Source organism: Dietzia massiliensis (assembly GCF_018390595.1).
Lineage (GTDB): Bacteria > Actinomycetota > Actinomycetes > Mycobacteriales > Mycobacteriaceae > Dietzia > Dietzia massiliensis.
In genome coordinates this window covers 38,969-53,249 of record NZ_JAHBAV010000011.1, presented here as the reverse complement: position 1 = coordinate 53,249, position 14,281 = coordinate 38,969, and the positions used below count along the sequence as shown (strand labels likewise).

Annotated in this window: 15 protein-coding genes; 12 read left to right on the top strand and 3 right to left on the bottom strand. The window is 72.5% G+C overall.

Going from position 1 to position 14,281, the window contains the following annotated elements:
* Nucleotides 1-4: 4 nt before the first annotated feature.
* The 6 genes from alr to tsaD are packed head-to-tail and all read left to right on the top strand — an operon-like array spanning nucleotide 5 to nucleotide 5,380.
* A complete protein-coding gene (alr, locus tag KHA85_RS04855; protein WP_213184975.1) occupies nucleotides 5-1,234 on the top strand; it encodes an alanine racemase in 1,230 nt (409 codons plus the stop codon).
* Complete coding sequence (locus KHA85_RS04850) at nucleotides 1,231-2,472, top strand: alpha/beta fold hydrolase (protein ID WP_213184974.1); 1,242 nt, start codon at nucleotides 1,231-1,233, stop codon at nucleotides 2,470-2,472. Before alr ends, KHA85_RS04850 begins: the two co-directional genes overlap by 4 nt.
* Nucleotides 2,469-2,990 carry a tRNA (adenosine(37)-N6)-threonylcarbamoyltransferase complex ATPase subunit type 1 TsaE gene (tsaE, locus tag KHA85_RS04845; RefSeq protein WP_213184973.1) on the top strand — a complete coding sequence of 174 codons (522 nt, stop codon included), beginning with the start codon at nucleotides 2,469-2,471 and terminating at the stop codon, nucleotides 2,988-2,990. Before KHA85_RS04850 ends, tsaE begins: the two co-directional genes overlap by 4 nt.
* 4 nt (nucleotides 2,991-2,994) lie before the next feature.
* A complete protein-coding gene (gene tsaB / locus KHA85_RS04840; RefSeq protein ID WP_213184972.1) occupies nucleotides 2,995-3,783 on the top strand; it encodes a tRNA (adenosine(37)-N6)-threonylcarbamoyltransferase complex dimerization subunit type 1 TsaB in 789 nt (262 codons plus the stop codon).
* Nucleotides 3,780-4,346 (top strand): ribosomal protein S18-alanine N-acetyltransferase, encoded by a 567-nt coding sequence (gene rimI / locus KHA85_RS04835; protein ID WP_213184971.1) that lies wholly within the window; start codon nucleotides 3,780-3,782, stop codon nucleotides 4,344-4,346. Before tsaB ends, rimI begins: the two co-directional genes overlap by 4 nt.
* Nucleotides 4,343-5,380 carry a tRNA (adenosine(37)-N6)-threonylcarbamoyltransferase complex transferase subunit TsaD gene (tsaD, locus tag KHA85_RS04830; protein WP_213184970.1) on the top strand — a complete coding sequence of 346 codons (1,038 nt, stop codon included), beginning with the start codon at nucleotides 4,343-4,345 and terminating at the stop codon, nucleotides 5,378-5,380. The genes rimI and tsaD overlap by 4 nt, the downstream gene beginning before the upstream one ends.
* Nucleotides 5,381-5,453: 73 nt before the next feature.
* On the opposite strand, the gene KHA85_RS04825 is transcribed toward tsaD, so the two are convergent.
* Nucleotides 5,454-5,771, bottom strand: a complete 318-nt coding sequence (locus KHA85_RS04825; RefSeq protein WP_061229094.1) for a DUF4190 domain-containing protein — start codon at nucleotides 5,769-5,771, stop codon at nucleotides 5,454-5,456.
* A 7-nt stretch (nucleotides 5,772-5,778) separates the two neighbouring features.
* A complete protein-coding gene (locus KHA85_RS04820) occupies nucleotides 5,779-6,594 on the bottom strand; it encodes a formate/nitrite transporter family protein (protein ID WP_213184969.1) in 816 nt (271 codons plus the stop codon).
* Nucleotides 6,595-6,907: 313 nt separating this feature from the next.
* Between KHA85_RS04820 and groES the strand changes: the two genes are divergently transcribed.
* The 4 genes from groES (at nucleotide 6,908) to KHA85_RS04800 (ending at nucleotide 10,825) form a co-directional block, all read left to right on the top strand.
* Nucleotides 6,908-7,201: a co-chaperone GroES gene (gene groES, locus KHA85_RS04815; RefSeq protein WP_197471542.1), complete on the top strand. Its 294-nt coding sequence runs from the start codon at nucleotides 6,908-6,910 to the stop codon at nucleotides 7,199-7,201.
* A 123-nt stretch (nucleotides 7,202-7,324) separates the two neighbouring features.
* The gene (gene groL, locus KHA85_RS04810; RefSeq protein WP_007632302.1) at nucleotides 7,325-8,947 is read left to right on the top strand and encodes a chaperonin GroEL; all 1,623 of its coding nucleotides are present in this window, start codon (nucleotides 7,325-7,327) and stop codon (nucleotides 8,945-8,947) included.
* Between the two features lie 274 nt (nucleotides 8,948-9,221).
* The gene (locus KHA85_RS04805) at nucleotides 9,222-9,803 is read left to right on the top strand and encodes a sigma-70 family RNA polymerase sigma factor (RefSeq protein ID WP_043568407.1); all 582 of its coding nucleotides are present in this window, start codon (nucleotides 9,222-9,224) and stop codon (nucleotides 9,801-9,803) included.
* Entirely contained in the window at nucleotides 9,800-10,825 is a 1,026-nt protein-coding gene (locus KHA85_RS04800) for a hypothetical protein (RefSeq protein WP_007632300.1), read from the top strand. Before KHA85_RS04805 ends, KHA85_RS04800 begins: the two co-directional genes overlap by 4 nt.
* A gap of 126 nt (nucleotides 10,826-10,951) precedes the next feature.
* Here the strand turns inward: KHA85_RS04800 and KHA85_RS04795 are convergent, their stop codons facing one another.
* Nucleotides 10,952-11,374 (bottom strand): DUF5319 domain-containing protein, encoded by a 423-nt coding sequence (locus KHA85_RS04795; protein WP_043568413.1) that lies wholly within the window; start codon nucleotides 11,372-11,374, stop codon nucleotides 10,952-10,954.
* A 113-nt stretch (nucleotides 11,375-11,487) separates the two neighbouring features.
* Between KHA85_RS04795 and guaB the strand changes: the two genes are divergently transcribed.
* Both guaB and KHA85_RS04785 read left to right on the top strand, forming a co-directional pair.
* Nucleotides 11,488-13,023, top strand: a complete 1,536-nt coding sequence (gene guaB, locus KHA85_RS04790; RefSeq protein WP_213184968.1) for an IMP dehydrogenase — start codon at nucleotides 11,488-11,490, stop codon at nucleotides 13,021-13,023.
* Nucleotides 13,024-13,029: 6 nt separating this feature from the next.
* Entirely contained in the window at nucleotides 13,030-14,169 is a 1,140-nt protein-coding gene (locus KHA85_RS04785) for a GuaB3 family IMP dehydrogenase-related protein (protein ID WP_213184967.1), read from the top strand.
* Nucleotides 14,170-14,281: the final 112 nt, after the last annotated feature.

Here is a 14,281-nt window from a genome sequence, read left to right as displayed (position 1 = left end):
CAGAATGGGTCCAGTTGTCCCCCCGGCTCCGTGCCGCGCCGAGATCGATCTGGACGCGATCGAGCACAACAGTCGCGTCCTCGTCCGGTCTGCCCGCGGGGCCCGGGTCATGGCCGTGGTCAAGGCCGACGCCTACGGGCACGGCGCCGTCCCCGTCTCCCTGGCCGCGCTACGCGGGGGTGCGCACGCGCTGGGGGTGACCACCATCGCCGAGGCCCTGCAGCTGCGATCGGCGGGCATCGACGCGGAGATCCTCGCGTGGCTCTACTCCGCCTCGGACGATGTCCGCGCGGCGGTCGAGGCGGATGTCGACCTCGCGATCCCCAGCCCGGCCCACCTGGACACCGTCCTGGAGGCCGCGCGCCGCACGGGCCGTCGTGCCCGCGTCACTCCCAAGATCGACACCGGTCTCGCGCGGTCCGGCATCTCCCTCGAGGAGTGGCCGGCCGTGCTCGAGCGGCTCGTCACGGCCACGGCCGGCGGGCTGGTCGAGGTCACGGGTCTGATGGCTCACTTCGCGCACGCGGACGACCCGGGTAACCCGGTCATCGACCTGCAGGTGGCGCGGCTCCACGAGTGTGTGGCCCAGGCGCGGGGCCGTGGTCTGGACTGCCCGGTCAACCACCACGCCAACTCGGCCGCGACGCTCACCCGCCCCGAGGACGGGTTCGAGATGGTCCGCCCGGGCATCGCGCTGTACGGCCTCAACCCGGTCGAGGGACTCGAGGTGGACCTGGTGCCCGCCATGACGTTCTCGGCCGAGGTGCTCATGGTCAAGAGGCTGGCCGCGGGGCAGGGTGTGAGCTACGGGCACACGTGGCACGCCCCTCACGACACCACCGTCGCCCTCATCGCGGCGGGCTACGCCGACGGAGTGTGGCGGCTGCTCTCGGGCCGGCTGGACGTCTCGATCGGCGGGCGGCGCTATCCGAACGTCGGCCGCGTGTGCATGGACCAGTTCGTCGTCGACCTCGGACCCGACCCCGGACAGGCGGTGCGGGTGGGGGACACCGCCGTGTTGTTCGGCACGGGCGCCGACGGCGGGCCCACCGCCGCCGAGTGGGCCGAGACCCTGGGCACCATCCACTACGAGGTGGTCACCGCGGTGCGTGGCCGGGCCGCGCGCCACCACGTGGTACGCGGCAGCCATGCCGCGCCGTCCGCGCGTGGGACCCGCGCCGTCGCGCGGAGCGACGACGCCGCACCGGGGGCCGGGCGGGGGGTCTGGGGATGAGCGAGGACCACGACGACGAGGTCGGCGACGACCCGCGCGGTGGGCCCCGGCTGCGGTTGCCGAGACGGCCCGAGCGGTCGGCCGCCGAGACGCCGGTCGAGATCCGACCGCCCGAGATGGCCGGGGGCACGCCGCGCGACGCGGAGGCGGTCGCCGAACGGATCCGGACGCCCGGTGGCCTGCGCGCCGGCCTGAGCGCGCTCGGCGCCGCCACCCTGGGGTCGGTGGTCACGCTGCTGCCCGGCCGACGCGCCAACGACCCCTGGGCCGGCGAGGACATGTGGGAGCTCGGGGTGGACCGGGGCTCCATGGTCGCCGCGACCGACGGTGTCCCGCTCGCGGTACGCGAGGCGGGGCCCACCGACGCTCCGATGACGGTCGTGTTCGTCCACGGCTACACCCTGTCGATGGACACCTGGCATTTCCAGCGCCGGCACCTGGCCGACCGGTTCGGCTCCGAGATCCGGATGGTCTTCTACGACCAGCGCGGGCACGGCCTGAGCGGGGCCGGCTCGCGGAAGAACGCGACCATCGACCAGCTGTCCCGGGACCTCGACACTGTCATCTCGGCGACCGCCCCCACCGGGCCCGTCGTCGTGATCGGCCACTCCATGGGCGGGATGACCGTGATGGGGTTCGCCGCCCGGCACCCCGAGACGGTCCGTGAGCGGGTCCTGGGGGTCGGGCTGGTCTCCACCGCGATGGCGGAGCTCTCGGAGGCCGGACTCGGGGCGGTGCTCGACAACAGGAGCGTGGCCCGCCTCGCCGGGCTGGCCGGCCGCAGCCCCGGCGTGTTCACGAGCAGCCGGCGCGCGCTCGGGGCGATCATCTCGCCGTTCATCTACGGCGGGTCGTTCGGGGACCCCGCCACGGTCAGTCCGACCGTCGCCCGGTTCGTGGACAAGCTCATCGCCTCGACCGATGTGTTGACCATCGCCAACTTCTTCGAGACCCTCACGCGACACGACGAGTCGGCCGCCATGCCCGTTCTCCGCGAGGTCCGCACGACGGTCCTCAGCGGCGACCGCGACCTGCTCACCCCGTTGGACAGGTCGGTCGACATCGTCGAGGAGCTCCCCGACGCCGAGTTCGTCGTGGTCCCGGGCGCCGGGCACATGGTGATGCTCGAGGAGCCCGCGCACGTGTCCGAGGTGTTGGGCGACCTCGTGGCCGACGCGATCATCGAGTGGCGCCGCCTCGAGCGGGCGGGCCGCGCCGACGGGAGCCGGACATCGTGACGATCGGTGTGCCGGGGGAGCGCGACCTGCCGACGGTCGAGGACACGCGCGCGCTGGGCGTCGAGCTGGCCGGGCTGCTCCGCGCCGGCGATGTGGTGGTGCTCGACGGACCCCTCGGCGCGGGCAAGACCGCCCTGACCACCGGGATCGCCGCTGGCCTCGGCGTGCGGGGCCGCGTGACCTCGCCGACCTTCGTCATCGCGCGCCGCCACCCGCCCACGACGCCCGGCGGCCCGGGACTCGTCCACGTCGACGCCTACCGACTTCTCGGCGGGCAGGACCCGGACGGGACCCGGCCCACGACGGGCGACCTGGCCGACGAACTCGAGTCCCTCGACCTGGACTCGGCCCTCGACACCGACGTCGTGGTGGTCGAATGGGGCGCCGGGTTCGTCGACTCGCTCGTCGAGGCCCCGCTCGTGGTGACCCTGCGCCGGCCCGACGGCACCGACGTGCGCACCGCCGTCTGGAGCCGGGGCGCCTCGCCCGGCCACGCGGTCGGCCCGGCGGTACCCTGACCCCGTGCTGGTCCTCGCCGTCGACACCTCCACCCCCTTCGTCACCGCGGGGGTGTGCCGCCTCGTGCCCGGTGACGACCACCCTGTGGTCGAGACGCTGGCCATCCGCGTCACCGAGGACGCCCGCGCCCACGCGGAGCTGTTGACCCCGCACATCCTCGACTGTCTCGCCGATGCCGGCCTGGCCGCGGACGGCCTCGACGCCGTGGTGGTGGGCACCGGTCCGGGTCCGTTCACCGGGCTGCGGGTCGGGATGGCCACCGCCGCCGCGTTCGCCGACGCCCTCGGTAGACCGGTCCACGGGGTGTGCTCGCTCGACGGGCTCGCGGCCACCGCGCGCGCCGCCGGGGCCGACGGGGACCTCGTCGTCGTCACCGATGCCCGTCGCCGCGAGGCGTATCACGCCCGCTACTCACCGCAGGGCGTGCGGACGTCGGGTCCCACGGTGGGGCCCGCCGCCGACATCGACGTCGCGGGCGCCAGCCACCTCGTCGGGGATCCCGGCCGCCTGCGCGAGGTCACCGACGCCCACGGTCCCGCCGACGTCCACGGTCCCGCCGACACCCACGGTCCCGGCGCCGTCCGCGGCGACCACGGCGCGGGCGACTCACTGCCGCGTGTCCTCGACGGCGTGCACGCGCCCGGTCCGGCCGGACTCGTCACCGCGGCCGCCGACGACCTGCTCGCCGGCGCAACGCCGGCCCCGCTCGAGCCTCTCTACCTGCGACGCCCCGACGCGGTCCCGCCCCGGCGCGCCGAACCCTCCGCGGCCCTGCGCGGGGTGGGGCGATGACCGCGACGCCGGCCGACGTCGTCCACGACGCGCTGGCCCCCGACGACGCCATGCGCTGCGCCGACCTGGAGAGGCTCCTGTTCCGCGGCGACGGCCCGTGGTCGGCGGCGGCGTTCCTGTCCGAGATCGGCTCGCGTCACACCACGTGCCTGGCCGCCCGCGTCGACGGGCGGCTGGTCGGCTACGCGGTCCTGGCCGGGCTCGGGCCCGAGGGCGACCGCGAGTTCGAGGTGCACACCATCGGCGTCGACCCGGAGTACCAGGGGCGCGGCATCGGACGCGCGCTGCTGCGGCGGATGCTCGCGGTGGCCGACGCGGAGGGCGCGCCGGTCGTCCTGGACGTGCGGACCGACAACGTCCCCGCGCGCACGCTGTACGAGACCCACGGGTTCGAGGTCGTCGGCCTGCGGCCCCGGTACTACCGGCCCAGCATGGCCGACGCGCATCTCATGGTGCGGTCGGCGCGGGCCGGCGGGCGCGCGGACGGTGACGTCGCCGGCAGCGCGGGCGGCGGAAGCGCGGACACTGGTGGCGACGACACGGGAGAGGGGAGCGGCCGATGAGGACCGTCATGGGGATCGAGAGCTCGTGCGACGAGACGGGCGTGGCCGTGGCCCGGGTCCACGACGACGGGCGGGCCGAGCTGCTGTCCGACGTGGTCGCCTCGTCGATGTCCGAGCACGCCCGCTTCGGCGGCGTCGTCCCCGAGATCGCCTCCCGCGCCCACCTCGAGGCGCTCGTCCCCACGGTCCGCGCCGCGCTCACCGAGGCCGGGGTGGAGCGACCCGACGCCGTCGCCACCACCATCGGACCCGGGCTGTCCGGAGCGCTGCTCGTGGGCTCGTCCGCGGCCAAGGCCTACGCCGCCGCCTGGGGCGTGCCGTTCTACGCCGTGAACCATCTGGTCGGCCACGTCGCCGTCGCGGGCTTCGATGGCGGGCCGCTGGGGGAGTGCGTGGCCCTGCTGGTCTCCGGCGGCCACACCCAGCTGCTGCACGTACGCTCGCTGACCGAGCCGGTCGCGGAGCTCGGGTCGACCGTCGACGACGCCGCCGGCGAGGCGTACGACAAGGTCGCCCGTCTGCTCGGTCTCGGTTACCCGGGCGGACCGGTGATCGACCGCCTGGCCGCCACCGGCGACCCCCGCGCCATCGCGTTCCCCCGCGGGATGACCGGCCCGCGCGACGCCCGCCACGACTTCTCCTTCTCCGGGCTCAAGACCGCCGTGGCCCGGCGGATCGAGACCGCCGAGCGGGAGGGCGAGCAGCTCGACGTGGCCGACGTCGCGGCGTCGTTCCAGGAGGCGGTCGCCGACGTTCTCACCATGAAGGCCGTGCGGGCCTGCACCGATCTTGGGGTGGACACCCTGCTCATCGGCGGCGGCGTGGCGGCCAACTCGCGGCTGCGCGACCTCGCCGCCCACCGGTGCGCCGAGGCCGGCCTCACACTGCGTGTCCCGCGGCCGCGCCTGTGCACGGACAACGGCGCCATGGTGGTGGGGGTCGCCTCCGCCCTGCTCGCCTCGGGCGCCGCGCCCAGTCCGCTGACCGTCGCCGCCGACCCGGGCCTGCCGGTCGAGGTCACGCAGGTCGCCTGACTCCGCAGGCGGGCGGCACGGCGCCCGGCGCCGGCGCGGCGGGCGGCACGGCGCCGGCGCGGCACCGACGCGGCTAGAACCCGAGAATCGCCATCCCCATCGCGGCGGACGTGAGCGCGAGGACGAGGAACATGAGCATCCACGCGATGCCGAGGTAGCCGATGACGAGGGCCGAGATCGCCATCGCGCGGCCCTCCTGTCCCCGCCGCCTGATCTGCGCGAGCGACACGTGCCCGAGGATCACCACGATCACGGTGATGACCGCGGGCACCAGCGGGACGAACAGGCCGAGGAACGAGCCGAAGACGACGTTGCCCACGGCGACGACGAGGGCTACGAGAGCCAACTCGTTTCCGCCTGCCGGGTGCACCGGGTCATACGGGTCGGACACCGGCCGGTCAGTCCCCGGCCGGTTCGGTGCGGTGGACGCGGGTCCGTTGTGCGAAGTACAGGCCGAGCCCGGCGAGCGTGAATCCGCCGATGAAGTTTCCGATGTGGACCGGGATCTGGTTCCACAGCAGCCAGTCGGCGACGCTCACGTCCGCCCCGAGCATCATCCCCGCGGGGATCGTGAAGTGGTTGACCACCGCGTGCTCGTAGCCGAGCGCGAAGAACGTGAGGATCGGCAGCCAGATCGCCAGGATCTTGCCCGAGGTGCTCGAGGAGGAGAACGACATGATCACGCCCAGCGCCACCAGCCAGTTACACAGCACCGCGCTGAGCGTCACCCAGCTCAGCCCGGTGACCAGGCCCGCCTCCTTGTAGGCGATCGTCTTCTCCACCGCGAGGTCGGCGAGGGCCTGGGCGCCGGTCGCGTCCGGCTCCGTGCCCATCCCCGTGAGCACGGAGGTGATCATCCAGGCGGCGGCGAGTCCGCCGATCGTGTGGCCGAGGATCATCCAGCCGAAGACCCGCAGACAGGCCCGCACCCGGACCCGCTTCTCCATGACCGCGAGCGGCACGAGCCCGTAGGCGCCGGTGACGAGTTCCCACCCGAGCAGCACGACCAGGGTGAGGCCGATGGGGAAGAGGACGGCGCCGACGATCTCGACCCCGGTCGCGTCGGTGACCATGACGGCCAGCGTCGTGGCCGCGCCGAGCAGATAGACGGCGAGGAAGCCCCGCAGTGCCAGCTGCCATCCCGGGATGTGGGCCTTCTTCTCCCCGGCGTCGACGGTGGCGGTGACGATGTCGGAAGGGGCTACTGCGGTCATCGCTGGGCCTCGCTGTCCTCGATGGGTGATCGGATCGGGCAGAGGTGTTCTGGTGGCAGACGTCCGTGCGTGCGGGCGAGCCTACCGGCGGCGCGGGGATCCGCAACGCGAAGAGCCTGCACGCGGTTTCCTTGAGTGCTGGCACTCGCCTGTGTAGAGTGCCAATAGACACGGTGCACCGAGGGCGTCACCCGCGACGGCGCACGCGGCGGGCCGGGTCGTACGGAAACCACGGGACGCCCACGGTGTCCCGGATCTTCGAACCACACTCCGAGCCGCCCGGGATCCGGGCGGCCACACCCCATACGGGAGGATCATCGTGGCGATCAAGCCGCTTGAGGACAAGATTCTCGTCGAGGCCATCGAGGCCGAGACCACCACGGCGTCCGGCCTCGTCATCCCGGACACCGCCAAGGAGAAGCCCCAGGAGGGCACCGTCGTCGCGGTCGGCAAGGGCCGCTTCGACGAGGACGGCGACCGCATCCCCATGGACATCAAGGAGGGGGACAAGGTCATCTACTCGAAGTACGGCGGCACCGAGATCAAGTACGAGGGCAAGGAGTACCTGATCCTCTCCTCGCGTGACGTCCTCGCGGTCATCGACTGACGTGAGCCGCGTCAACCCCGCCCCGGCGGCGCCGGCGACTGCCAGGCACCACCGGGGCGGTGGTGTCTCACGCCGCGACACCGTATCGACCCGACCACCCACTTCCCTCCAGGAGTTCCATCAATGTCCAAGTTGATCGCGTTCGACGAGGAGGCCCGCAAGGGCATGCTCGCCGGTGTCGACGAGCTCGCCGACACCGTCAAGGTCACGCTCGGCCCCAAGGGGCGCCACGTCGTGCTCGCCAAGGCGTTCGGCGGCCCCACCGTCACCAACGACGGCGTCTCCATCGCCCGTGAGATCGAGCTGGCCGAGCCGTTCGCGAATCTCGGGGCGCAGCTAGTCAAGAGCGTCGCCACCAAGACCAACGACGTCGCCGGCGACGGCACCACCACCGCCACCGTGCTCGCCCAGGCCCTCATCCGTGAGGGGCTGCGCAACGTCGCGGCCGGCTCCAACCCGATGGCGATGGGCAAGGGGATCGAGAAGGCCGCCTCCGCCGTCGTGGAGTTCCTCCGCTCGGCCGCGACGCCCGTCTCCGGCTCCGAGGCCGTCGCGCAGGTCGCGACCGTGTCCTCGCGTGACCCCGAGATCGGCCGCATGGTCGCCGAGGCCATGGACGCTGTCGGCGTCAACGGCGTGGTCTCCGTCGAGGAGTCGCAGGGGCTGCACACCGAGGTGTCCGTGACCGAGGGCATCGCCTTCGACAAGGGCTTCCTCTCGCCGTACTTCGTCACGGACCCGGATGAGCAGAAGGCCATCTACGAGGACGTCCTGGTCCTGCTCCACCGCGAGAAGATCAGCTCCCTGCCGGACCTGCTCCCGCTGCTGGAGAAGGTCGCCGAGACCGGCAAGCCGCTTCTGATCGTCGCCGAGGACGTCGACGGCGAGGCGCTGTCGACGCTGGTGGTCAACTCGATCCGCAAGACGCTCAAGGTCGTCGCCATCAAGGCTCCGTACTTCGGTGATCGCCGCAAGGCTTTCCAGGAGGACCTCGCGATCGTCACCAAGGGGCAGGTCGTGAGCCCTGACCTGGGCATGAAGCTGTCCGAGTGCGGACTGGAGGTGCTCGGGCAGGCCCGCCGCGTGACCGTGTCCAAGGACGAGACGATCATCGTCGACGGCGCGGGCGACCAGGCCGACGTCGACGCCCGCGTGGCGCAGCTGCGCCGCGAGGCCGAGGCCACCGACTCCGACTGGGACCGCGAGAAGCTCGAGGAGCGGATCGCCAAGCTCGCCGGCGGCGTCGCCGTGATCCGTGTCGGCGCGGCCACCGAGACCGAGCTGACCGAGCGCAAGCTCCGTGTCGAGGACGCCGTCAACTCGGCCAAGGCCGCCGTCGAGGAGGGCATCGTCGCCGGTGGCGGCTCCGTGCTCGTCCAGGCGGCCGCCGCGCTCGAGCGGCTCGCCGAGGACACCACCGACTCCGACGAGAAGGTCGGCGTGACCGTGGTCCGCAAGGCGCTGTCCGCCCCGCTGTTCTGGATCGCCGCCAACGCCGGCGAGGACGGCTCCGTCGTCGTCAGCAAGGTCGCGGACCTCGGCCCCCGGGACGGTTTCAACGCCGCGACGGGCGAGTACGGCAACCTGGTCTCCGCCGGGATCATCGACCCGGTGAAGGTCACGTCCTCCGCAGTCGTCAACGCGTGCTCGGTGGCCCGCATGGTCCTCACCACCGAGACCGCGATCGTCGAGAAGCCCGAGGAGAAGGGCGCCGACGCGCACTCGCACGCCGGTCACTCCCACTGATCGCGACCCGCTCACGGGCCCCGTTCCCCGCACCGGCGGGGAGCGGGGCCCGTCGCCGTTCCACGCCGGTCGTGTGGTCCCGCGCCCGCGGCAAGGGTTACGCTGGGCGCTCAGCAGTACACCCCCGACACTCCGGTCACGCGCCTATTCTGAGCGCGAGCCGCGCCGGCCGCCCCCGGGCCCGGGCGTGGGACCCGTCGCGACCCGTGTCGCGCCCCGAGAGAAAGGCCGTGCCCCGTAACACATCCGTGTAACGCGTGGCCCCCCTAATCCGATGACAGGTACAGCAGACGAGTTGGAACTCGCCGTCGCCGACGCGGTCAAGGGTGACCGCGCCGCTGCCGCGCGGGTGCTGGAGCTCGTGCGACCCGGTGTGGTGCGGTATTGCCGCTCCCGCGTCGGAGGCTCGGAGAGGGCCAACCTGTCTGCTGACGATGTCGCCCAGGAGGTGCTGATCGCGGTGCTCTCGGCTCTGCCGGGATACCGGGACCAGGGACGTCCCTTCATGGCCTTCGTGTACGGGATCGCGGCCCACAAGGTCGCGGACGCCCATCGTGGCGCCGCGCGGAACAAGTCTGATCCCGTGGAGTACCTCCCCGAGGTGCTCTCGACCGACACGGGGCCGGAGGACCACGTCCTCGACGGCGAGGTGTCGAGAGCGGTGAGCCGCCTGCTCGACACCCTGCCCGAGAAGCAGCGGGAGATCATCCGACTGCGAGTCGTGGTCGGACTCTCCGCGGAGGAGACGGCGGAGATCGTCGACAGCACGGCCGGAGCCGTGCGCGTCGCCCAGCACCGGGCGATGAAGCAGCTCCGCGCGAGAATCGAACAGGACGGAGAGGAGCGATGGCGATGAACGACGACGATGTCGACCCCGGCGCCCGGGACGACGACGCCTCGCTCGACGAGCACCAGGTGGACCCGCTCGAGGTCGACCGGGACGATGAGCTCCTCGACGCCCTCGGACGCGGAGAGCGCCCCGACGGGGACGATCCGCTCCTGGCCCTGTTCGCCGACTGGCGCTCCGAGACCGGATCCGCCGAGTTGCCCGCTCTCCCGAGCGACGAGGAGATCGAGGTCGCTCTCGCCCCGAACGTGTCGCGGCTGTGGCCCCGGCGCGGGTGGGTCTCCTCCGGCGACCACCATCACGGCAGGCGGCCCGCGCTCTGGCAGGCGGTGACCGGTGCCGCGGCCGTGGCCGCCGTGATCGTCGGTGGACTGTCCGTCGCCGCGCACAGCGCGATGCCCGGCGATCCCCTCTGGGGCGTGTCCAAGACGATCTTCTCCGACCGCGCCGGAGACGTCGAGCTGGTCAACGACCTCACCGAGTTCCTCTCCGCCGCCGACCTCGCCGCCCGCGAGGGCGACCGAGGGGAAGCCGAACGCCTCCTCGACGAGGTGAGCGAGCGGCTCGACGAGGTCTCCGACGCCTCGGAGCGCGTGGAGCTGATGAAGCGCAGGGACGCCATCAAGCGCGATCTCAGCCGGGTGACCCCGAGCACGGTGCCGTCGCCCGCACCGGCGCCCGCCCCGAATCCGGCGCCCGCCCCCGCACCGGGAGCGGCGACGTTGGTCCCGGGTGTCCCGGTGCCGCTGCCGTCCAACCTGATCCCCCCGCCGCCCCCCGGCATGCCGGTCATCCCGCTGCCGCTCGACGGACTCCGCATCTCCACGACGCTCCAGATCCCGATCGACACCCAGCGGATCCAGGACTTCCTGGCGCCCACCACGGGCCGACCGAGCGGGGACGTGGGGGAGGACCAGTTGGGCGTGCCACCGTCCCCGTCCCGCACCACGGTGACCCAGGTACCCACCCCGACCCAGCAGCCCCCGACGTCGTCGCAGCAGGCGCCGGAGTCCACCGCGCCGACCAACTGATCCGGGGTCCGGGGTCTGTGGCCGGCACTGTGGCCGAGTGACCGCCCGTGTCACGCGCCGAACGAACCGATCCCCGTCTCCCGTGACAGGGAGGCGGGGATCGGTGTCCCTGTTCTTGACCCGGCGTCAGCGACGCCAGTTCAGCCGGCGGGGACGCATCGCGCGCACCGCGTCCGCGTAACCGCGGCAGTACTCCCAGGTGACGTAGTCGTCGGGGATCGGGTCGAAAGCGGGCTCGTGGGGCAGCAGCGAACCGTCGTCGAGCAACTGCATGAGGTTGGCGCGCAGCATGTCCCACTCGTGGTAGTGCTCCTCCGCGCAGTCCTCGCACTGTACCGCGACACCCTTGACCCCGATCGGGGCCAGCAACCGGCGGAATTCCGCGAGGTCCGCCAGGTCCTCCTCGATCGCGCGTCGCTCATCGGCGTCGAGGGGGCCCGAGGGCACCCCGTCGTCGATGGGGTCGAGCCCGGCCAGCTCCGCGGCCGGGTCATCCGGATCGCCGGCGAACGGGTCGGGCGGCATTCCGTGCCGTAGGGGATCGTTCACGCCCTCCACCGTACCCGTGACCACGGTCTCACGGGGCCGACGGTTCGAGCCGCGGGCCCGGTAAGCACTATCCTCGAACCCAGCACCGAGACGACCCCCCAGGAGGACGGCAGATGAGCGAGTCGCAAGGCCCCGTACGCACCGGCGGCGACGACCCGACCAAGGTCGCGATGGTGGGCCTGACGTTCGACGACGTTCTCCTCCTCCCGGCCGCGTCCGAGGTGGTCCCCAGCGAGGTCGACACCAGCACGAGACTGACCCGGGAGATCACCCTCCGGGTGCCCCTGATCTCCTCGGCGATGGACACCGTCACCGAGGCGCGCATGGCCATCGCCATGGCCCGCCAGGGCGGCATCGGTGTCCTGCACCGCAACCTGTCCGTGGGGGACCAGGCCGCGCAGGTCGAGACGGTCAAGCGGTCCGAGGCCGGGATGGTCACCGACCCGGTCACGTGCGCCCCGGGCGACACCTTGGCCGAGGTCGACGAGATGTGCGCCCGCTACCGCATCTCGGGCCTGCCGGTGACCGACGAGCGCGGCGAGCTGGTGGGCATCATCACCAACCGCGACATGCGCTTCGAGATGGACAAGTCGCGGCGGGTCGACGAGGTCATGACCCGCGCGCCCCTCGTGGTCGCGCGCGAGGGCGTGACCGCCGAGGCCGCGCTCGGGCTGCTGCGCAGGCACAAGATCGAGAAGCTGCCGATCGTGGACGGGGACGGACGTCTGACCGGCCTCATCACGGTCAAGGACTTCGTCAAGACCGAGCAGCACCCGAACGCCACCAAGGACTCCGACGGACGCCTCCGGGTGGCCGCCGCGATCGGCACCGGCGAGGACGCGTGGCAGCGCGCCGGCGCCCTCACCGACGCCGGTGTGGACGCGCTGGTCGTCGACACCGCGCACGCCCACAACCGCAACGCCCTCGACATGGTGGCCCGCGTCAAGCGTGAGCTCGGCGACCGCGTCCAGGTCATCGGCGGCAACCTCGCCACCCGCGGTGCCGCCCAGGCGATGATCGACGCGGGAGCGGACGCCATCAAGGTGGGCATCGGTCCCGGCTCCATCTGCACCACCCGCGTCGTCGCGGGCGTGGGTGCGCCCCAGATCACGGCGATCCTCGAGGCCTCGGTGGCCGCGAAGGCGGCCGGGGTCCCGGTGATCGCCGACGGCGGGATGCAGTACTCCGGGGACGTGGCCAAGGCGATCGCCGCTGGCGCGTCGTCCTGCATGTTCGGCTCGCTGCTGGCGGGCTGCACCGAGTCCCCGGGCGAGCTGATCTTCGTGGACGGCAAGCAGTACAAGGTCTACCGCGGCATGGGCTCGCTGGGAGCGATGCGCGGGCGCGGCAATCCGGGCCAGGAGAAGTCGTTCTCCAAGGACCGCTACTTCCAGGACGACGTGCTCTCGGAGGAGAAGCTGGTCCCCGAGGGCATCGAGGGGCGTGTCCCGTACCGGGGCGACGTCGCGCAGGTCCTCCACCAGCTGGCCGGTGGTCTCCGCGCGGGCATGGGCTACACGGGGTCGGCGACCATCCCGGAGATGAACGACGCCCAGTTCGTCCAGATCACGGCCGCGGGGCTGAGGGAGAGCCACCCGCACGCGATCCAGATGACCGTCGAGGCCCCCAACTACAACGTCAAGGACTGAGGGCGCGTGCGCAACGTCGTGGAGATCGGCCTGGGCCGTGAGGCCCGTCGGATGTACGGGCTCGGCGAGGTGGACATCGTCCCGTCCCGCCGGACCCGGAGTTCCAAGGAGGTGTCGACCTCCTGGCAGATCGACGCCTACCAGATGGACATCCCCGTGATGACGCACCCGACGGACGCGGTGGTCTCCCCGTCCTCGGCCGTCGAGTTCTCGAAGCTCGGTGGTCTCGCCGTGCTCAACGGTGAAGGACTCTGGGCCCGGCACGCCGACCCCGAGGCGGTGATCGAGGAACTGCGCGAGCTCGCTCTGGAGGATTTGACCGGTCACCGCGCGGTCGCCCGTCTGCAGGAGCTGCACCGCGCGCCGATCGACCGGGAACTGCTCGCCGCATCCGTGCAGCGCATCCGCGACGAGGGCGCGACCGTCGCCGTGCGGGTCTCGCCGCAGCACGCGCGCGAACTCACGCCGGGTCTGGTCGCGGCCGGGATCGACCTGCTGGTGGTGCAGGGCACCATCATCTCGGCCGAGCACGTCAGTGGTGAGGACGCTCCGCTCAACCTGAAGGACTTCATCGGCGGGCTCGATGTTCCCGTGATCGCCGGCGGCGTCGTGGACTACAAGACCGCCCTGCATCTCATGCGCACCGGTGCCGCCGGCGTGATCGTGGGTTACGGCGGCGCCGACGGCGTCACCACCACCGGGCCGGTGCTCGGCATGGAGGTCCACATGGCCACCGCGATCGCCGATGCGGCCGCGGCCCGCCGTGACTACCTGGACGAGACCGGTGGTCGCTACGTGCACGTGCTGGCCGACGGTGACATCTACACCTCGGGAGACATCGCCCGCGCGGTCGCGTGCGGTGCGGACGCGGTCGTGCTGGGCCCGCTGTTGGCCGGAGCGCTCGAGGCCCCGGGCCGCGGGGTCTACTGGAATTCGGTCTCCGCGCACCCCAAGGTCCCGCGGGGGCACGTCGCCGAGGTGGAGGACGAGACCGCCCTGGCGCCGCTCGCCGAGGTCCTCGAGGGGCCGACCAGCGTCCCCGACGGCACCCGCAACCTCATGGGCGCCCTGCGGCGGGCCATGGCCAAGTGCGGGTACTCCGACGTCAAGGGTTTCCAGAAGGTGGACCTCTCCGTCCGTCCCTGATCCCTCCGACTCCAGTCCGCGCACCCGGAAGCCCGCACCAGGGCCCGGGTGCGCGGCCGTTCCGGCAGGCGGCCCTGTCAGCCGCGCCACCGACAGCCCCCGACCTCTGGAC